Source organism: Roseofilum acuticapitatum BLCC-M154 (assembly GCF_030068475.1).
Taxonomy (GTDB): Bacteria; Cyanobacteriota; Cyanobacteriia; order Cyanobacteriales; family Desertifilaceae; genus Roseofilum; species Roseofilum acuticapitatum.
On record NZ_JAQOSP010000063.1, the window covers coordinates 63,614 to 83,326 of the forward strand.

Below are 19,713 nucleotides of genomic sequence, written 5' to 3' on the forward strand. Positions count from 1 at the left end.
CAGATACGGATAAACCCGCCCCTACGGTGGATGGGGCGATCGCCAAATCGGATAAATTTAAGGTGGGGTTAGCCTGGGGAGGGAATCCCAACCATGGAAACGATCGCCAACGCTCCTGTAAATTTGCCGAGCTTCTGCCCTTGTTAGACATCGAAGGAATAGACTTTTACAGCTTACAGAAAGGCGATCGCACCCAAGAACTAGAAGGGGTAGAAAACATCACTAACCTTGACCCCATAATCCAGGACTTTGCCGACACCGCCAACCTAATTGAGCAACTCGACTTAATCATCACCGTCGATACCTCCCTGGTACATCTAGCTGGAGCTATGGGTAAACCCACCTGGCTGTTACTCTCCTTTGTCCCCGACTGGCGCTGGATGCTCGATCGCTCCGATAGTCCCTGGTATCCCACCATCCGCATCTTCCGCCAACCCGCACGCAGCGACTGGCATTCTGTCATCAGTGCCGTCAAAACCCAATTAGTCACCCGTAGGGGCAGGTTCACCCAAGATTTAGAAGATCAACCCAAATTGAAGTTAACCCGCCCCACCATCACCCAGAACACACAATTCATCCCCTCCAGCGTAAGCGCGGGGGCGGGTTCACGGAGATCTGGGTGGGATAGCGAGGTTATGGGTGAACCCGCCCCTACCGACCCAAATATTACCCAAAATGGTATCGGAATTGCTTGGCAACTCGGCAACCACACGGGGTGGGGAATATACGGACTCAATCTAGCCCTGCAATGGGTCAAAAAAACCGAAACTTATCCCCATTTACTGGTTGCCCCTGGTAATATTAAGAACTTGCACCCCTTGCATCAAATCGCCTTGCGTCAAGTATTTGCAGAAGCCAAAGAAAGGGGCCCCTTACCCAAAGTCAGCCCCAATATTCCCATCTTACATGGTTTAGGTCATGGGTTTAGAAAATCACCCTTAATGGAGCGTTTACAGGGTAATTCTGCGGTGGGGATTGTGTTTTTTGAAGATACAGATTTGGACAAGGAGGCGATCGCCAATGCCCAAACCTACGATCGCCTCATTGCCGGTAGCAGTTGGAACACCCAACTGCTCACCAGTGCTGGACTCAGCCATGTTGAAACCATCTTACAAGGCATCGATCCTACCCTCTTTCACCCCGCACCTAAACTGGGAATTTGGGGTAAAGAGCGCTTCGTTATCTTTGCTGGGGGTAAACTCGAATACCGCAAAGGTCAAGATCAGATTGTGGCTGCCTTCAAAGCCTTTCACCAGCGCCATCGGGATGCATTGCTCATCACTGCTTGGCATAATGGCTGGCCCAGTTTAATGCTCGGCTTAGACACCACTGGCAATGTTACGGGATTACCCCAAGTGAGCCAGAATAAAGAGTTACAGATGATGCAATGGTTACAGAAAAATGGTGTACCGGCTGAGGCGGCGATCGCCCTCGGCCCAACCCCCAACTCCCAACTTCCCCCAATTCTCCGGGAAGCTGACGCAGCCATATTTACCAGTCGTGCCGAAGGCGGAACCAACCTAGCTGCCATGGAATGTTTAGCCTGTGGCGTTCCTACCATCCTATCGGCGAATACTGGACATTTAGACCTACTCAACCGAGGCGCAGGTTACCCCCTAAAAAACCAATCTCCAGTCCCTTCCCATCCCCACTTCCGAGGTACAGAAGGTTGGGGAAACTGCGATATTGAAGAAATTCTAGAAACCCTAGAATGGATTTACCAACATCGTAAACAAGCCAAAAAACAAGGTAAGCAATTCGCCAAAATGATGCAAACCTTAACCTGGGAGAAACAAACTCAGAAATTGCTAAACCAGTAGGATATTAAAACTTTGTAAACAACCGATTGCCAAGGCTTTCTATATAGCACCATAATGGGAAGTACAAGTATCTTTAAGCTGAACGTCAAGGATGAAGACTTTATCGTTATGGCCAGTAACTGGGGCGATCGCCTTCAGCGCGATGTTTGCCTTCCTCGGCAACCCCGCTCTGTCTCAAGAAGAAGAAGGAGTCACCCTAAAAGGGGATTCTTTACAAACCGTAGAGAGTCGTAGCACTCAGGATTTTCCCGGTCTATCTACAGACTCTTCCATGGGAGTCGATCCGCGCCTATCCAATCAGCGATCGCCTCAAGGGATTCCCCAATTGAGACTCAATGAAAAGGTAGATGTCATGTACAGAGAGAGCGCCGGATCGGGGGAAGGTCTGGGATTATTTCGCTCTCCTGGTGATGTTCGCCCCTCTGGAACCGTGAATTTGAGATTGCAACTTGAAGAATAAAGCATCTCAATGGGGCCAAGCGATCGCCGATTTGTTACCCCCCCATCAGCATGTGGCGGTTCATCTGGGGTTGGATCGGATTAAGCAACTCTTGGTTGCTTTGGGAAACCCCCAAGATCGGGTTCCGGTGATTCATGTAGCTGGAACCAATGGTAAGGGGTCAGTTTGTGCTTATGTCTCCTCGATTTTAACTGCCGCAGGCTATCGAGTGGGGCGCTATACCTCCCCCCATTTGCGCGATTGGACAGAAAGAATCTGTATTAATGGTGAGAAGATCGCCTTAGAAGACCTCTATCATCTTCTCGTCCAAGTTTTAGAAGTCGTCAATCCCCAAGATTCTCCCACCCAGTTTGAAGTGTTTACGGCTGCTGCTTGGCTCTATTTTGCCCAAAAAGCTTGTGATGTAGCCGTGATGGAAGTGGGATTAGGGGGCCGTTTAGATGCGACGAATGTTTGCGATCGCCCCTTAGCTACGGTCATTGTCTCTATTGGTTGGGATCATTGGCAAGTGTTGGGCCCCACCCTAGGAGATATTGCTAGGGAAAAAGCCGGTATCCTTAAACCCCACTGTCCCGCCATTATTGGTGCTGTTCCTCCAGAAGCGCAAGCCGTTATCGAGCAACGCATTCAGGAATTAAACTGCCCAGCCATTTATCCCCCACCCGCAGAAGATCTTGGTAACGGAAAAGTCAAGTTTGGCGATCTTGAGGTTCAACTTCCTTTGGTGGGAGCGCATCAACGGCAAAACTCCGCTTTGGCGATCGCCGCAGTCCAAACCCTACCCCCTTCAGACTGGGTGATTTCTCCCCAAGCAATCCAACAAGGAATCGCCAATACCCGATGGGCCGGTCGCCTAGAATGGAGTATCTGGAGACACCAGCGCATCCTCATTGATGGGGCCCATAATCCCGAATCGGCGATCGTCTTGCGCCAATATCTCGATACCCTAGAATCATCACCCATTCATTGGGTGATGGGAATGCTCTCGACCAAATCCCATACAGAAATCTTCCAAATTCTCCTGCGTCCAGGCGATCGCCTCTTCACTGTTCCCATTCCTGATAGCTCTTGTGCCTCCCCCCAAGAGCTATCGGAATTAGCCAAAAGCCTACAACCGAACTTAAAAAGTAGTGCAGCCTATGACGATCTCTCTAATGCTCTAGATGCGGCCCTGATAGACTCTTCGGGCTTAATTGTACTTTCTGGTTCCCTATATCTGTTGGGTTATTATTTGTCTCTTGTAGAGGGCAAGGAATAACCCAAAAACGGGCTTTTTTCAGCCATAAATCCCTTCATTGGTAAAGCTTAATCTCAGCCATAAACTTTACTAAAGAGATAGGGGTGGCTTTTGGTGCAAGCCAGAAAGTTATACTATTGGGTAACCGATCCTTGTATTCTCACCGCCTTGATCCTATGTCATCCTTAATTAAACCCCGTGATGTCCAAGTCGTTTATCTCGATCATCAAACTACTTTATTGCGATCGCGCACTTGGGATCGTCTCAAATTTGAAGTCGAATATTCCCTACAAAAGGGCACAACCGCCAACTCATTCCTGATTAAAAGCGATAAGGTCGCCCTGATCGATCCCCCAGGAGAATCCTTCACCGATAACTATATCAAAGCGCTACAAGATCGAGTCGATCTCAAATCCATTGATTATGTGATTGTTCACCACTTTAATCCGAATCGGGGAGCCACCCTGAAAGCACTGCTCAACTTGGCTCCCCAATTGACTATAGTTTGCTCGAAAGCAGCCAAGTTAGCCCTAGATAAGCTTTGGCAAGAGGAAGATATAGAGGTCAACGTGCAACTGGTGAACCGGTCAGATCTCGACCTCGACTTGGGTCAAGGTCATCATCTTCAGTTTATCCCCACCCCAACCCCCCGATGGCCTGATGGCATTTGCACTTACGATCCCCTCTCCCAAATCCTATTTACCGACAAGTTTTTTGGCGCTCATGTCTGTGGGGATCAAGTCTTTGATGAAGGATGGAAACTCTATAGCGAAGACCGGCGTTATTATTACGACTGTCTCCATGCGACCCAACCTCGACAGGTGCTGACGGCCCTAGAGCGGATGCAGGATAAACCAGCTCGATATTATGCTCCTGGACACGGGCCCCTATTGCGCTATGGCAAACAGGAGTTAACCCAGCTCTATCGCCATTGGAGTGAGAAGCAAAGCGGACAGGAATTATCGGTGGCCTTGATTTATGCGTCAGCCTATGGAAATACGGGAACTTTGGCTCAGGCGATCGCCCATGGAATTACCAAATCGAGTGTCGGGGTTGAGTTAATTGATTGCGAATTGGTCGATCCGGCCGAGATTCAGACCCAGGTAGAAAAGTGTGATGGGTTTATTATTGGTTCTCCAACCTTAGCCGGCCATCCCCCCACCCAAGTGCAAACTGCTTTGGGAATTGTGCTATCGACGGCGGCAAAAACGAAATTAGCTGGGGTATTTGGGTCGTTTGGTTGGAGTGGAGAGGCGATCGATATTTTGCAGAGTAAGTTAGAAGATGCAGGGTATCAGTTTGGGTTTGAGCCGATCCGGGTGAAGTTTACCCCCACGGATGGGATTTTACAGCAATGTGAGGAAGCGGGGATTGATTTTGCTGGGCAGTTGAAGAAGGATTTGAAACGACGCACCCCCAAGCGATCGGTGAATGTGTCGAGTAGCGATCGCACGGCCCAAGCAGTCGGTCGGATCGTCGGATCGTTATGTGTGGTTTCGGCCCATCGCGGAGATTTACATAGTGGAATGCTGGCCAGTTGGGTGTCTCAAGCCACGTTTAATCCTCCAGGGTTAACGGTTGCGGTGGCCAAAGACCGAGCAATGGAGTCTTTAACCCATTCTGGCGATCGGTTTGTGTTGAATATTTTGCCGGAAAATAGTCCCTTAATTCGCCAGTTTACCCGCAAGTTTGCCCCCGGTGAAGACCGGTTTGCGGGCTTGGAAACAGAAATAGCTGAGAATGGAGGGAAAATTCTCAAAGAGGCTTTAGCTTATTTGGAGTGTACGGTCGGCGATCGCATGGAATGCGGCGATCATTGGATGGTTTATGCCACCGTTGAGAGCGGTAAAGTCTTCGATCGCACCGGAGTAACCGCCGTTCACCATCGCAAAACCGGCAGTTATTATTAAGGGTTGGTAGGGGTAGGTTTGAAACCTATCCCTACTTATCGGCTCTGTGAGTCGGGGTTAATCGGTGCGATATACTCCCTATTGGCGCGAACATAGCAAGTGTAAGTGTTTAAACGCTCATTGGTCTGGCGAGTGTGGATATCCACAAGACCAACAGAAACCCTAAGCCAGGGTTTGCCATTCATCAATCTAATGGCATTATCTTGGTTATTGGTAAAAACAGCATCTACCACTGAACCATAGCTAAGAGTGACGACAACAGACCCCTGGTCATTGCGACAGTTCAAACCATTGGCATCGGGATCGACCACCAACCATTGTTTATGTGCATAAGTGCCTCGATTTCCCTGCACGCGAGAGGATTTGAAGTCGCCATTGTTATCGAAATCGGGTACTTCAGTGGCTTGAGCATAGGCGATCGGTGTCCCTGCACTTGACAATAGCAGGAACGAGAGAAGGGATAGAATGGGGATTTGCCGCACTATAATTTATCTCCTGATCCTTAGATCTTTTAGCCTAATCTATCCGTTTTTCCAGATATTGACCAATCATTTGTTCTTCACCTGCGCGGGAGATAATCGTCTGTCTTGTACGATAGTGTTGGCCGATCAGTTTAATTTCCTCTTCAAATACCGAGCGGTTATATTCGGTGCGTAAGCATAGGGTTTGGGGATTGGAGAGAAAATAGGAGGCAGTAACCGGTTTAGAGGTAGCAAAACCGCGATCGCGATACAACAAATTCCCCAAAACTCCAATGATGGTTTCTCCATCTGACTGTTTTTTCCCCGTAATCGACTCTTGAGAATGCCAACTCACCACAGAACCAAATAAGAGCATGTTTTCATCTTCGAGCTGGTGTAACCGTGCTAAATGCCGTAGGGGTTCGCTCCCTTGGGGTAAATAGGTAATTTCAATAATGCTAGAAATTTCTTGGGGGTCTCCATCTGGTAGCGTATAGTAGCGTCGCTGAGAAGACCAACGTCCTGCTGTTTCTCGGAAAAACCGCTCAGTCTCTTGTTCCTGGGAGGTTTGGAGGGGAGTTGGGGTCAAGTTAGCTGGGGATATCATCACGGTTACTCCTCACGCGAGATTTAAGTTGACGCAATTTCAACCCATATTTGGGGATTTGTGTCAATAACTTTAACTTTTCTTAATATTATCGTGGGGTTGGCGATCGTGCAACCTGCTTATCCCCGTCCAAGGGACTACGTTAGAGAACCCACACCAAGCTGGGGTACATCTTGAGATAAAGTCAATCTTTGATGAGCAGGGATTTCAATATCAAATCTTGCCCCTTGACCAAGTTTTGAATAACATTTCAACATCCCTTGATGATGTTCAACAATAATTTTATAGCTAATAGATAACCCTAAACCTGTACCTTTTCCCACCGGTTTAGTCGTGAAAAATGGATCGAAAATCTTTTTTGCAGTTTCAACATCCATTCCCGGCCCATTATCACTAATTTGAATTAAAATTTTGTCCGTTTCTATCTGATATTCAGTATGAATGGTTAAGATTCCATCTTCCATACTTGGTCTATCTTCATCCTCTATTACCCTCGACTCTAAAACTTCTATTCCATTGGCCAGAATATTCATAAAGACTTGATTGAGTTCCCCAGGGTAACATTCAACCAAAGGCAAATCCCCATATTCTTTTTTGATTTCAATCTTTGTTCCTTGATTATTTGCTCCTTTCAATCGATGCTGTAAAATTGACAAGGTACTTTCAATTCCTTCATGAATATTAGCTTCTTTTAAGTTAGCTTGATCGATTCTAGAAAAATTCTTTAAAGATAAAACAATTTCATGGATTCTACGAGTTCCCATATGCATAGATTCCACCAATTTAGGTAAGTCTTCTTTAATATATTCGAGATCAATATCCTCTGCTTTTTCCTGGATTTCGGGATGATTTAGTTGATTCTGTTCATACTCTTGAATCAAATCCAGTAAATCTTGACAATAAGCCATTAAAGGAGAAAGATTACATTGAATAAAGCTCACTGGATTATTGATTTCATGGGCAATCCCAGCAACCATCTGCCCCAAGCTCGACATTTTTTCCGCTTGAATCAAATGGGATTGAGCTTCTTTGAGATTACTCAAAGTATCTTGTAACTCTTCATTTTTGATTTGGATTTCTTGAGTCCGCTCTTCTACTAGCAATTCTAGATTTTTACTATAATTCTCTAAGGCCTTAAGAGAGTCTTTGAGAGAATCAGTCATTTCATTCAAAGTTTTAGATAAAATACCAATTTCATCTCCTGATTCTACTGAGGCTTTAATATCAAGATTTCCAGCTCTGACTGAACGAGTAACTTCAGTTAATCTCTGAATTGGATCGGATATTGTTCGCCGCAATATTAGGGTCATCACCATGCCTAAACTTAGGATAAATAGGGAACCGACAAGGGTTTGCAGTTGGGAAGTATTTAAACTAGATACACCAGACTTTAATTCTGATGTAAATTGTGATTCTTGAGTCTCGACAATATAATTTAATATGATTAGCATTTCTTTGGCGATCGGTTCAGCTTTAATTTGATATACATAAAGATCCTCTCGATAGCGATCGCCCTCCATAATCAGCAGTATTTTCTCTATGATATCCTCTATTTTCAAGAATTTTTCAGTAACTTCATCTAGATATTCTTGCTGATCTTGACTGAGTAAATCAGCCCGATCGTTGAGAAAATTTAAACTTGATTGAGTGCGACGGTAATGAGCAACATAATCAAAACGATATTTCTCTTGTCTGGTGGTAATATAATTTCTGATATCAGCGATCAATAGAGAAAAATTTATTCTTAACTCAATAGATTCTGTAAATAAATCAAGATTAGAACCTGACAAAAACTTTTCATTTTGTTCCTGACTGATTTTGTCCACATTATCTAGAATTTGAAGCGCTAAAATTTCGCCTTCTTCTTCCCAAAGGCGAAAAGCAGGTTCACTCTCAAATCGATTGTCTTTTAAGTCAAATAGATAAGGAGGTAATTCAGACCAAACTTCATAAAACTTACGCAAGTTTTTTAATTGTTCTAGCTGTACAGGTGCTTGCCATTCTTGAAATAAGACCTCCATTTCTGCTAAATTTTGTTCAAAGTCATGCCGCGATTCTTGATACTGTTGTCGAAAAATAGAATCTCCGGTCACTAAATAAGCCCGGACATTAGAGAGCATTTTCAATAAATCACTTTGTGCTTCTGAAGAAGATAAGGCGATCGGCATTCGCAATTCTTGTGTGCGGTTAATATTTAAAGTAGCTTGTACGCTACTCCAATAATTAACTCCCATAATTAAAAAAGTTACCCCAATCAATCCGCCAAAAGCAAAATTGAGTTTGTCTTTAATTGTAATTTTTTGTCTTCTTATGATCTTCAGGGTTCGAGCGGTCGATAACTGGAACTGCCTAGTAATTTTATTGAACATAACTAATAGTTGTCAGAGAAAATGAATCCTGAATTAATTGAGATCGGCCATTCTCGATGTAAAACTTGCATAGGTGAGTTCATTCGTTTTATACCATTTGGAAATGGGAGATTTAAATTTTTTCCATTGTTGATAGAGTGTAGCAAAATCTTCATTATTTGATGCGTACTCGTCATAAAGTTCTAAGGCAATTTGGTAAGTCTGCTCTAAAATATCTTGACTGTAGGGGAGTAACTCAGTGCCACTTAAAACCATTCGTTCTAAGGCTTCTCCATTGGCTGCATCATATCGACTAGTAGTTAAGAAATAGGCTTCTAGGGCAGCAGAACGAAAAATTTCTTGGTATGATTTGGGCAGCCGATCCCATTGGCTACGATTAACTAAAGCGACGAGGACGGCAGAGGGTTCCCACCAACCCGGATAGTAGTAGTAAGGGGCTACACGGTTGAGTCCTAGCTTTTCATCATCATAGGGCCCAATCCACTCAGCAGCATCTATTTTTCCTTGTTCTAAAGCAGGAAAAATTTCATCTCCAGGTAACACTTGGACTTCACAGCCGAGTCGTTCTAGTATTTTACCCCCTAAACCAGGAATTCGCATTTTTAAGCCATTGAGATCGTCAACGGTATTAATTTTGCGATTAAACCATCCTCCCATTTGTATGCCCGTATTACCGGCAGGAAAGGCATTCACACCGAAACCTTGATAGATTTTTTGCATTGCCTCTAGTCCTCCCCCGTAAAAAAACCAGGCATGATGCTGTTGAAGGTTCATGCCCAAGGGTAGTCCAGAAATGAGTCCCAGGGCAGGATTACGGTCAAAGTAAAAGAGAAGACTGCTATGACCACATTCTACGGTTCCAGCCAGTACACCATCAAGGATTTGTAGGGGAGAAATAATTTCATTAGCAGGATAGGGCGTAATTGTGAAGCGGCCTTCGGTCATTTGTTCGACGCGCCGACAGAGAATTTCTGCGGCTCCAAAGAGAATGTCTAGGGATTTGGGCCAACTGGTGGCCATGCGCCAGCGAATGAGGGGTTGGCTGGGGGTGGATTCGGGAGTAGGTTCAGGGGGGTTGGGGGATTGACAGGCGGTGATACTATAGGTTGTGGCTGCACCTAGGGCGATTTTACGGATCAGGTTTCGACGTTTCATGGTTTAGGTTGATGCCTATTTATGTATATTGGGGAGATGATGGGTTTGCTATGGAGCAGGCGGTTAAGCAGTTACGCGATCGCTTGCTTGATCGCAGTTGGATTTCGTTTAATTATACTGAGGTCTTGCCAGATCAGCCAGGTAGTGTGATGGAAGCCTTAAACCAGGCGATGACTCCCCCTTTTGGCTCAGGAAATCGTTTGGTCTGGTTGGTGAATACATCGTTGTTTCAGCAAACTTCTGGAAGTCTGTTGGCTGAGTTAGAGCGGACTCTACCGGTTCTTTTAGAATCATCTGTGCTATTACTGACTGTAACCGGAAAACCGGATCAACGGTTAAAAGTGACGAAACTGCTGCAAAAGTATGCTGAATTTCGTGAATTTGCCTTAATTCCGCCCTGGAAGACGGATTTGCTGTTACAACGGGTTCAGGAGATGGCGAGTCAAGAGGGGGTAAAATTAACTCAGGGAGGGGCGGAAGTTTTGAGTCAGTCGGTGGGTAATGATACTCGTCGATTGGTGAATGAGTTGCAGAAGTTGGCACTGTATCATGCTGATGGGGGTGTGTTGAGTCACCAGGATGTGGAGCGGTTGGTGGTCTCGAATACGCAAACGAGTTTAGAATTGGCCCAGGCGATCGCTAAAGGTGAGGTAGATCGCAGTTTAAGTTTGATTGAGGGTCTACTCCAGAGGAATGAACCGGCTTTAAGGGTTGTGGCTACCCTGGTGGGGCAGTTTCGGACGTGGTTCTGGGTTAAATTGATGGTTGAGAGTGGGGAAAGAGACGATCGCCAAATTGCCCAAGCTGCTGAGGTCAATAATCCTAAACGGGTCTATTTTCTCAAAAAAGAGGTGCGATCGCTCCCTTTGACCTCCTTACAACAGACTCTACCCCTTCTACTCTCCCTAGAGTGGGGACTCAAGCAGGGAAAACCCGAACGGGAAATTCTCCAGAGTCACATTATCCAGATATGTCAGCTCTATCGGAAGTCTTAACGTACAATTAAGACTTAATCTAAGACTTAATCTGGTGACCAGCCCCCAGCGCTATAGAGGATACCCAGCCATCTGGGGGAGAGCTGGAACTTCACCCTCCTAAAAGAATTCAAAAGAGTTGATAGTCTTGTGTTTTGAAAGCGCCATCATGAATGATTCCTTTAATTTTCAATTGCTACTTCGGTCTTCTGGTCGATTCGGATTTCATCGTCAATCGATCTGCCGGACGTTGCTCGCCACTCTATTATCGGTATGTGGAGGATTGACTGGGGCCAACACTGCACAAGCTCAATTTAATTCTCCTGTACAAATGTCTAACTTTGTGCAATCGGTTTTGGAGATTGAATTGGCTCGTGAAACGGCTTTGCAGAATACTCAAGCACTGGTCTCAACCGGAAATAGACCTGTTTTTGATTGTAACCTAGAGGCAGGAACGGTGAGTAATACGGCGGGAATTCCTCCAACTATGATTAGCTATTTACAAAATTTTTGTAGTCAATCACAAACGGTTTTAGAAGAGCATGATTTGTCCCCAGAAGAGTTTCGTCAAATGACTATGATGTATGGGAAAAACCCCATGCAGTATCCTCAAATCACGCAAGCTTTTCAGCAATTGTGTCAAAATAGCCGATATTCACAATTACAGATTTGCCGTTAACAGATTGAGAAGGACAGATCTTTAAGGGAGTTTGATAGAAAACTAAGGCAACGGCAGGAGGCGATCGCGGCTATGCCTAGAGATCGCCTGCTAGAGATTATATTCGAGAGAAATAAAAAATACCCATAAAATCCCAATTGATTAAAAGGGGAGTGTTGACCTTTGGACAACTTATCTTGAGAATGTTAAAATCAACTCTATTCAGAATAGGATTAGAGATAACTAATATTTCCGGCTGGAAGAGCATCTGAGTCTCAGAGCGCGTCAGGTTGTAGTCGCCATCTACTATCCCCCTGTTTCCTAGCTTGGGAATGGCTCACATTAGATTTGAGACTCAAGATTCCACCTGCGATCGAGGCAGCCAAGGTTAAACTATGTCAGATAATCTGCCCCAGACTCCTTACAAAACCCATCAATCACACCGTACTCACGTTGATTTGCGTGTTCCCACCATTGTCGGTTTGCGACGAGGGCTGATCGTTGCTTGGCTGAGAATTATGGCTTTTCTGTGCTTAGATACGGTGATGATTTCTTTGGCTTGGAAGAGTGCAAAAGTGATTGTAGAACAAGTCCAGTGGTTAGATCATGTTCCCTCCTTTCACTTATTGGCCTACACTCCAGAGCAACCCGGCTTTCTATTTCCAATCTTGTGGATTACGGTAGGGATGATTGCCACAGGAGGATTATATGGCGATCGCGGTAGTCGTCGTCAGTTTGGTCATTTACTTAGAAGTATTACCTTTGCTCAAGGGGTCTTAATCGTCATTGCCTTTATCTATCAACCGGGTCTGATTATTTCTCGGTCGATGTTCTTCCTATCCTGGTTATTTGTGATTTTATATGTTGGCACAGCACGGTTAATTGCCGAAGCCATGATTACCAATCTTCGTCGCCAGGGTCGAGTGCCTCGTCGGATTTTTCTGATCGGTAATTCCAAAGATACCCTAATTGCTAAAATTGCCCTAAAACTCGATAGCAATAAAGAGTTTACGATCGCGGGACAACTGGATCTATCTCTACAAAGCAATACCAATCAATGGTCTCACGTTCTTGAAGAAATTCAATCTCTGGGTGTGGGAGAAGTATTTTTCTGTTCCTGGAATGTCGTCGGCAATATTATGCCCCTTTACTGGAGTTTGAAAAATGCCGGAATTGCTCTAAGAATTTTGCCCATTGGTCTAGAAGTTCCCCATCATAATCCCAAAATTGAGATGATTGGCGGAATGCCCAGTATTCAGTTTCAGCCTCCGGGTTTATTGGGCAGTGATTTTTGGATGAAGCGGACGTTTGATGTCTTGGTATCGTTGCTGATTTTACTCTTAGGGAGTCCTCTCTTCATTGCTCTGGCGATCGCCATCAAAATCGATTCCCCAGGGCCGATCTTCTTTAAGCAAACGCGCATGGGACTCAAGGGGAGACACTTTAAGGTCTGGAAATACCGCACCATGGTCATCAATGCTGATCAGTTGATGAAGGAACTCGAAGCTAAAAATGAAATTAAAGGGGGAGTTCTGTTCAAAATGAAAGATGACCCGCGAATTACCAGAGTCGGTAAATTTTTACGCCGCTATAGCTTGGATGAATTGCCCCAAATTGTGAATGTTTTGATTGGGGAAATGAGTCTAGTTGGCCCTCGCCCTTTGCCTTTGCGAGATGTGGAAGGATTTGCCGAACACCACTTTATGCGCCACAATGTTCTGCCGGGAATTACGGGGCTTTGGCAAGTTTCGGGGCGATCGGATATCAAAAACTTTGAAGATGCCTATAAATTGGATATGTCTTACATTAATAATTGGTCGTTAGCCCTTGATTTTGAGATTTTATTGAAAACAGTGCAGGTGGTTTTAGGGCGCAGGGGAGCATATTAAATAGAACCACAGAGACACGGAAAACACAAAGAGGTTAGCCATAGCGGAGTTCGTTTTCTGGCGGAGTGGCGCTATCTGGATCGAATTTACGCAAGCCCAAAATCTGTAAGCTTAACAGCCAAACATAGTAGGGATTGAGGAAAACATAGCGTTTCCAGAGCCGTTTGGGTTCTTGAATGAGGCGATAGAACCATTCTAATCCCACAGCTTGCAGGGTCGGGGGGGCTTGGGGCAGGAGTCCGGCATGGAAGTCGAAGGCTGCACCGACGGCTAAAAGGGGCATGGAAAGGCGATCGCGGTATTCATAGGCCCAGACTTCTTGGCGAGGACAGCCTAAACCGACTAGGGTAATGGCTGCTCCACTGTCTTTGATGGTTTGGCTAATTTCTTGTTGTTCTTCGGCGCTGGTTTGCCGGAAGCGGGAGGGCTGAGACCCGGCGATTTTGAGCTGAGGGTAGCGATCGCCCAAATTTCGAGAAAAAGCATCTAAAACTTCTTGTCGAGACCCGTACAGGTAAATGGGCAGCCCCTCCTGAGCCGCTCGCTCGCAGACCCTCAAGGTTAAATTGGGGCCGTATACCCGGTCGGATAATCCCGCTTTATGAAGAAAATTCAGCGCCCAACGCACGGGTTGCCCATCGGGACAAATTAAATCCATATGGTTGAGCCGGAAGCGGTGGGTATTATCCAGAACGCCCGTCATTACCCCATGAACAGCAAGGGCAGAAACCGATAGCCCTTTTTTTTCTTTGGCGGCTTGAATAATTAGCTCTACTGCTCCTTCATAATCAATGATATTGACGAGAACGCCCAGAATATTCCGCTTGCCAGCATCAATCATTTAGATCGTCTCCTTTTCCCAACGTTCTTGATTAAATTCGTAAATTTCCCGCAAGATTTGGGTCACATCATATTGGTGTTTCCAGTTGGGATAATGATTGGCAAACTTAGCATTATCACTAATCCACCAGATATGATCGCCAATGCGGTTGGTTTCCGAATACGTCCAATTTAAATCTTTGCCGGTGATTTCCTGACAAATTTTAATCGCTTCGAGCATGGAGCAGTTGCTATAGCGCCCGCCCCCGGTATTGTAAACTTCGCCGACTCGCGGCGCTTGGAAGAAGGCATCAAAGGCATTGATTAAGTCGGCGCTGTGGATATTGTCCCGCACTTGTTTACCCTTGTAGCCAAAGACGGTATAGGGTTTGCCGGTGACGGTGCATTTCATTAAATAGGCGAGAAACCCGTGCAGTTGCGTTCCGGAATGATTGGGCCCGGTGAGACATCCGCCGCGAAAACAGGCGGTTGGGATCTGGAAATAGCGACCATATTCTTGCACCAGCACATCCGCAGCAACTTTAGACGCGCCGAATAAACTATGGGTGGTTTGGTCTATGGACATATCTTCCCGAATGCCGGTGTTGTAGGTATGTTCGGGGTCAATTTCCCATCGGGTTTCTTGTTCGATGAGGGGCAAGCGGTTGGGAGTGTCGCCGTAGACTTTGTTGGTGGAGGTGAAGATAAAGGGAGCTTCGGGGGCAAAGTCGCGGGTCGCTTGCAGGAGGTTCAGGGTTCCGTTGGCGTTAACGGTGAAGTCCATTTGGGGGTCGCGAGCGGCCCAGTCGTGGGAGGGTTGGGCGGCGGTATGGACGATGAGGGCGATATCTTTACTGTAGTCTTGGAAGAGTTTGGCGATCGCCTCGCGATCGCGAATATCCAGTTCTAAATGCTTGTATTGTTTGCCCAAAGAACTCTCTAATCTCTGGCGGTTCCACGTCGTCGAGGCATCATCCCCAAAAAATACCCGCCGCATATCATTGTCAATTCCGACAATTTCTAAGCCCTTTCCGGCAAAGAATTTGGAGGCTTCGGAGCCAATTAAACCCGCAGAACCAGTGATAATCGCGATACTCATAAGTTACTCCTGAAAATCATTCATAATAATTTTTACCCAGCCATGACTGAGTTTATAGCTTCTACAAATTTTGAGGCCACAAATTCCGGAGTCATGCCCTCAATTCTTTTGCGAGATTCTATTCGCATCTGCTCTAAGGTTTCTGGGGAAGTCGAGAGCGCTCGGTCGATGGCTTGATACATTTCTGAGGGGCGATCGGGTTGAAAGACCCAACCGGTTTTTCCTTCTGTACATAATTCTTCGACGGCTTGACTGCCCAAACTACCGAGAATGGGCAATCCAGAAGCCATGGCTTCGTTCACCACTTGCCCCCATTCATCTGCTAAGGTGGGAAAAACAAACATACCCGCTTGGGCGTAAACGTCTGGAAGTTGGTCATAAGCCATGTTACCGAAGAATTTTAGATGGAGGTTTTCGGGGACGGGTTGGCTCTCTAGGGGCGATCGCTCCCTACCATCTCCGACTAACCAAAATTCGAGCGATCGCTCCGGATGATTTTCAGCCCACTTCACCAATTCTCCCAGAAATCGCTGCATATTTTTCCGTTCAATCAACTGACCCACAAATAAAAGTCGATAGGCTTCTTCCTGACTTTTTTCTAGTCGTATTCCAGAAAAATTAGACGTATCTGTAGACTGAAAGGCGCGAAAAATCTTTTCTGAAGGAATACCAAACCGGCGAATATATCTGGCCCCACTGTCCCCATTGACCACAATAGCATCCGCTTGGGGGATCAGCCAACGGCGTAACAGCTCCCGCAGTTTTCCCCGTCCTTGTTCGGTAGACTCCGAACATTTAGCCCAGATAATAAATTTGGCTTTTTTATTCCATTTACAATACAGCGCTGCTTGCAAAGTTCGCATTCCCAACTCGTGAGAAATGACAATATCTGGCTGAGATTTTCCTAGCACCCAAAAGGTATCATAGGGGATATGAACATATAAGGTTTCCGCGAATCCTTGGGGATGATTCCAAGTGCGAATTAAGGTAAACTTTCGTTGCACTTGAACGTTTAAATCTCCCCAGTTTGACTCCCAAGGACGATTGGGTTCCATAGGAGTAGAAACAAAAACTTTGAACTCTTGTAACTCGGCAGCAAGAGACTGGTACAGGGGCAGCCGGTAGGGAGCGATAAAGTGGGTAAGAAAAGCAACTCGTTGACTCATAATAGCCCTAATCTTAAAACATTCACACAAGCCTTTTTTATTTCTCAGAACAGCACTGAGTAATTATTTTTTGTCAGACTTAAAAACAGAGGATAATAAAAATTTTCGATAGGGCAGAACCGAGTAAATCGGCCATAGAATTCCCCCATGGCGTTTCATTAACAATTTCCATTCTTCCCAAGGCTGTAGTGTAACACTTTCTAGAGCCAGTCCTTTGGGTCGATTAATATTTTTTAATCCTTTTTCCCAAGTGGGAGCGCTTCCGGGAGCAGGTTTGGGGTTGCGAGCGCAGGTTCCTTGGTATCCAGGAGCCACCCAGACGCTACAGCCCTTTTGTTTGGCCCGTAAGCCATAGTCCCAGTCTCCGGCATAATGGGTTAAGTTAGGGTCTAGATTGCCAACGACCTCAACCACACTTTTAGGAATGAGGACAAAGTTACCACACATTAAATCGCACGGTTGTGGCTCAGATTGAGGAAGGACTTTTTTGCATTTGAAGGGAGGAGAAAACCAGCCCAGTTGTCGATAACCGCCATAGGTCCATTCTTGACTGTCGGGATCTTGAGTCGAACCGGTAATAATTGCCTTTTCTTCCTGTTGGGCAGTTAATTTTTGATGAGTGGTTAATAGGGTTTCGAGAGCCGAGGGATATAATACGGTATCATCATTAAGCCACAGATAATAATCAGGGTGGTCTTTCATGGCTTCGGTAAAAGCCAGTCTCATCCCACCATTCCAAAATAGACTACCATTTCCCGTAAAGATCTTCACTTGCGGATAAGCCCCAGAAATCTCTTCTGAAGTGCCATCCGTGCTGCCATCGTCTACCAAATAGACCTCCAGGGAAAATCCAGGGGGTAGAGCTTGATTTAATAAGTTTTGCACACTCTCTAAGGTTTTGGCTTTACGATTGTGGCAACTGAGAAGGGCTGCAATGGTTTGATGGCTCATAAATGATTGACCACTCCTGTTGCTATTGTTATAGCATTGATGATACCATAAGCGTTAAGCACACTGCCCTGACTTTTTTATACCTCCTTCTATCTGCGGTCATCCTCAAGCCAACCCTAGGATTTGTGCAATTTGGGAGTGAATTCAATGATCGATGATTTTGGGATTATCATTGCCTGCTGCGATCAAGATTATTATTTATTTAAAGGATGTTGCGCCTCTATTCGCCATTTTTTAGGGGATGTCCCCATCTGCTTAATCATTGATGGTGATTTTTCAGTAGATTCCCTAAAACAAGCCTACGGAGTCCAGACAATTACGCCCAAAACAGTACAGTCTGATGTTTTGAGAAAACGCAGCTTTGGTTGGGGAATCACGAAAATGATTGCCTTCTGGGAAAGTCCTTGGGAAAGGTTCCTATTTCTCGATTCAGATACCCTAATTTGGGGAGATGTCCTCAAGTATGCAAACTTCGATGATTTTGATCTGATCATCGATCAACCCAATTATACTTACTCTGATGAAGCGATCGACCAATTTTTTTTCCATGTCCAAAATTTAGAACAGCACTTCCCTACCTTTGACTGGCAAAAACATCGATCCGATTACTTTTGTACCGGAACTTATTTTGCCCGACGGAATATTTTCCCTTTAGAGAAATACATTGGGATGTTGGATTTTGTGGAAGAATATCCCAATGTGTTTTCCTTTGGTGGTGAAATGAGTTTCTTGAATTATATGATTTTTCAGGGTGCAGATAAAGGTCAATTGCGGTTAAATCAAGTGGATATGCAAGTGCTGGGTCAAGACTTTAGTGCTGAGGAATTAAAAGCTAGATTTCCTATCAGTGAAAGTGGCCCAGTGGTACAAAATGACGATGCTTGTGTGATTCATTGGGCAGGCCCTAAACCTTGGTTGTTTACCTCAAAAACCTATTCAGAACCGATGACGTTCTTTCGTCAGCAGTTTGCTGGTTTAGAGTATGGTCTTTCAGGGAATCAAGCGAAGGCATGGCTCTTTTTAGAAGATCTGTATAGTTTGGCTCTACAATATAACAAGAAGGTTAGGAAAAAGCTGAGAAAGTGGTTCTCTGTTTGAAGCTTATTTACAATAAGTAGGATAACAAAAAAATGAAAAAAATTCTACAGCGTCTAGTTTCAACAGTGAAATCTTACCTAAGATGGTTTATTGTTGGGGCAGCGCTGTTCTTCCTAGCGAATGCTTTTAAGGATCATTGGCAGGAGGTGCTGTCCGTCCGCATCAGTGGTTGGGGATGGATGTCTTTGACGATCGCCCTCCTGATTACAATTATCGCTCATATTTGGTCAGGCTGGATCTGGGGATGGATTTTAGCTGAGTTTAACCAACCGGTTAAAGCCCTTTGGAGCATTCAAACCTATCTGATCACCAATATTGGTAAATATTTGCCCGGTAATGTGTGGCATTTTTATGGTCGCATTCGAGCCGCTCAAAGTGTGGGGGTTCCAGGGGCGATCGCCATCCTCAGCACTCTAATGGAACCCCTACTGATGGCTGCCTCAGCCCTGATCCTAGCCGCAGGTGCGAGTCCCCAAAGCCGAGGACTGCTGCAAGGAGCGATCCTCGTCATCGTCTTGATTGGGGTTCATCCTCGGATCTTAAACCCCATCCTCACTTTTCTCTCTAAAAAGAAAATAAAAGGAGAATTAGACGCTCAGGATCGACCCTCAGCAGAGTTAAAGCGCTATCCCTTAAAACCCTTACTCGGTGAAATGGGATTTCTGTTGATTCGAGGATTGGGATTTTTATTTGCCGTAGCCGCCTTATCTACCATAGAAATTGACCAAGTGCCCCAACTCATAAGTGCCTTTAGTTTTGCCTGGTTACTCGGTTTAGTGATTCCTGGCGCACCTGGAGGTCTGGGAGTCTTTGAAGCCACGGCGATCGCCCTCTTGGATGGAGTCTATGCACCTGCTATTATCCTCAGTGGAGTAGCTTTATATCGGGTGATTAGTGTATTAGCCGAGGCGATCGGCGCTCTACTTGCCTGGCTTTATCAATCCTTGAATTCGGGTCATTTCCTCAAAGTTGATTGAATCAGGTCTCTATTCGGGTCATTTTAGTGCTATTGTCCTTGAACTGCCCTAAGCTCCCTGAAG

The 19,713-nt window shown here is 45.4% G+C and carries 17 protein-coding genes; 9 read left to right on the forward strand and 8 right to left on the reverse strand.

All coding sequences use genetic code 11. The features are described 5' to 3' along the window. The first annotated feature begins 26 nt into the window (after window positions 1-26). The 4 genes from PMG71_RS08950 (at window position 27) to PMG71_RS08965 (ending at window position 5,427) form a co-directional block, all read left to right on the forward strand. A complete protein-coding gene (locus tag PMG71_RS08950) occupies window positions 27-1,820 on the forward strand; it encodes a glycosyltransferase (protein ID WP_283753323.1) in 1,794 nt (597 codons plus the stop codon). A gap of 91 nt (window positions 1,821-1,911) precedes the next feature. After that, window positions 1,912-2,280, forward strand: coding sequence for a hypothetical protein (locus PMG71_RS08955; protein WP_283753324.1), 369 nt, complete (start codon window positions 1,912-1,914; stop codon window positions 2,278-2,280). Further along, on the forward strand, window positions 2,270-3,538 hold the full coding sequence (locus PMG71_RS08960) for a bifunctional folylpolyglutamate synthase/dihydrofolate synthase (RefSeq protein WP_283753325.1): 1,269 nt from the start codon (window positions 2,270-2,272) through the stop codon (window positions 3,536-3,538). Before PMG71_RS08955 ends, PMG71_RS08960 begins: the two co-directional genes overlap by 11 nt. Window positions 3,539-3,693: 155 nt before the next feature. Next, on the forward strand, window positions 3,694-5,427 hold the full coding sequence (locus PMG71_RS08965; protein ID WP_283753326.1) for a diflavin flavoprotein: 1,734 nt from the start codon (window positions 3,694-3,696) through the stop codon (window positions 5,425-5,427). Window positions 5,428-5,462: 35 nt separating this feature from the next. On the opposite strand, the gene PMG71_RS08970 is transcribed toward PMG71_RS08965, so the two are convergent. The 4 genes from PMG71_RS08970 to PMG71_RS08985 all read right to left on the reverse strand — a co-directional run bounded on the left by PMG71_RS08970 (window position 5,463) and on the right by PMG71_RS08985 (window position 10,019). After that, a complete protein-coding gene (locus PMG71_RS08970; protein ID WP_283753327.1) occupies window positions 5,463-5,909 on the reverse strand; it encodes a hypothetical protein in 447 nt (148 codons plus the stop codon). Between the two features lie 34 nt (window positions 5,910-5,943). Further along, complete coding sequence (locus PMG71_RS08975; RefSeq protein WP_283753328.1) at window positions 5,944-6,495, reverse strand: phycobiliprotein lyase; 552 nt, start codon at window positions 6,493-6,495, stop codon at window positions 5,944-5,946. Between the two features lie 137 nt (window positions 6,496-6,632). Continuing rightward, window positions 6,633-8,729 (reverse strand): ATP-binding protein, encoded by a 2,097-nt coding sequence (locus tag PMG71_RS08980; protein ID WP_283753329.1) that lies wholly within the window; start codon window positions 8,727-8,729, stop codon window positions 6,633-6,635. Window positions 8,730-8,897: 168 nt separating this feature from the next. Beyond that, window positions 8,898-10,019, reverse strand: a complete 1,122-nt coding sequence (locus PMG71_RS08985; RefSeq protein WP_283753330.1) for a TRAP transporter substrate-binding protein — start codon at window positions 10,017-10,019, stop codon at window positions 8,898-8,900. A gap of 11 nt (window positions 10,020-10,030) precedes the next feature. Here PMG71_RS08985 and holA point away from each other — a divergent pair, with 11 nt between their 5' ends. From holA to PMG71_RS09000, 3 genes are all read left to right on the forward strand, one after another. Beyond that, window positions 10,031-11,014: a DNA polymerase III subunit delta gene (gene holA, locus PMG71_RS08990; protein WP_283753331.1), complete on the forward strand. Its 984-nt coding sequence runs from the start codon at window positions 10,031-10,033 to the stop codon at window positions 11,012-11,014. A 148-nt stretch (window positions 11,015-11,162) separates the two neighbouring features. After that, complete coding sequence (locus tag PMG71_RS08995; protein WP_283753332.1) at window positions 11,163-11,672, forward strand: DUF4168 domain-containing protein; 510 nt, start codon at window positions 11,163-11,165, stop codon at window positions 11,670-11,672. Window positions 11,673-12,046: 374 nt separating this feature from the next. After that, the gene (locus PMG71_RS09000; RefSeq protein ID WP_283753333.1) at window positions 12,047-13,540 is read left to right on the forward strand and encodes a sugar transferase; all 1,494 of its coding nucleotides are present in this window, start codon (window positions 12,047-12,049) and stop codon (window positions 13,538-13,540) included. Window positions 13,541-13,574: 34 nt separating this feature from the next. Here the strand turns inward: PMG71_RS09000 and PMG71_RS09005 are convergent, their stop codons facing one another. From PMG71_RS09005 to PMG71_RS09020, 4 genes are all read right to left on the reverse strand, one after another. Then, window positions 13,575-14,381, reverse strand: coding sequence for a WecB/TagA/CpsF family glycosyltransferase (locus PMG71_RS09005; RefSeq protein ID WP_283753334.1), 807 nt, complete (start codon window positions 14,379-14,381; stop codon window positions 13,575-13,577). Then, entirely contained in the window at window positions 14,382-15,458 is a 1,077-nt protein-coding gene (locus PMG71_RS09010; RefSeq protein WP_283753335.1) for an NAD-dependent epimerase/dehydratase family protein, read from the reverse strand. Between the two features lie 32 nt (window positions 15,459-15,490). After that, window positions 15,491-16,624 carry a glycosyltransferase family 4 protein gene (locus PMG71_RS09015; RefSeq protein WP_283753336.1) on the reverse strand — a complete coding sequence of 378 codons (1,134 nt, stop codon included), beginning with the start codon at window positions 16,622-16,624 and terminating at the stop codon, window positions 15,491-15,493. Between the two features lie 63 nt (window positions 16,625-16,687). After that, entirely contained in the window at window positions 16,688-17,575 is an 888-nt protein-coding gene (locus PMG71_RS09020; RefSeq protein ID WP_283753337.1) for a glycosyltransferase family 2 protein, read from the reverse strand. A gap of 147 nt (window positions 17,576-17,722) precedes the next feature. Between PMG71_RS09020 and PMG71_RS09025 the strand changes: the two genes are divergently transcribed. Both PMG71_RS09025 and PMG71_RS09030 read left to right on the forward strand, forming a co-directional pair. Further along, the gene (locus tag PMG71_RS09025) at window positions 17,723-18,673 is read left to right on the forward strand and encodes a hypothetical protein (RefSeq protein ID WP_283753338.1); all 951 of its coding nucleotides are present in this window, start codon (window positions 17,723-17,725) and stop codon (window positions 18,671-18,673) included. Window positions 18,674-18,705: 32 nt separating this feature from the next. Next, window positions 18,706-19,650, forward strand: coding sequence for a lysylphosphatidylglycerol synthase transmembrane domain-containing protein (locus PMG71_RS09030; protein ID WP_283753339.1), 945 nt, complete (start codon window positions 18,706-18,708; stop codon window positions 19,648-19,650). The last annotated feature ends 63 nt before the right edge of the window (window positions 19,651-19,713 follow it).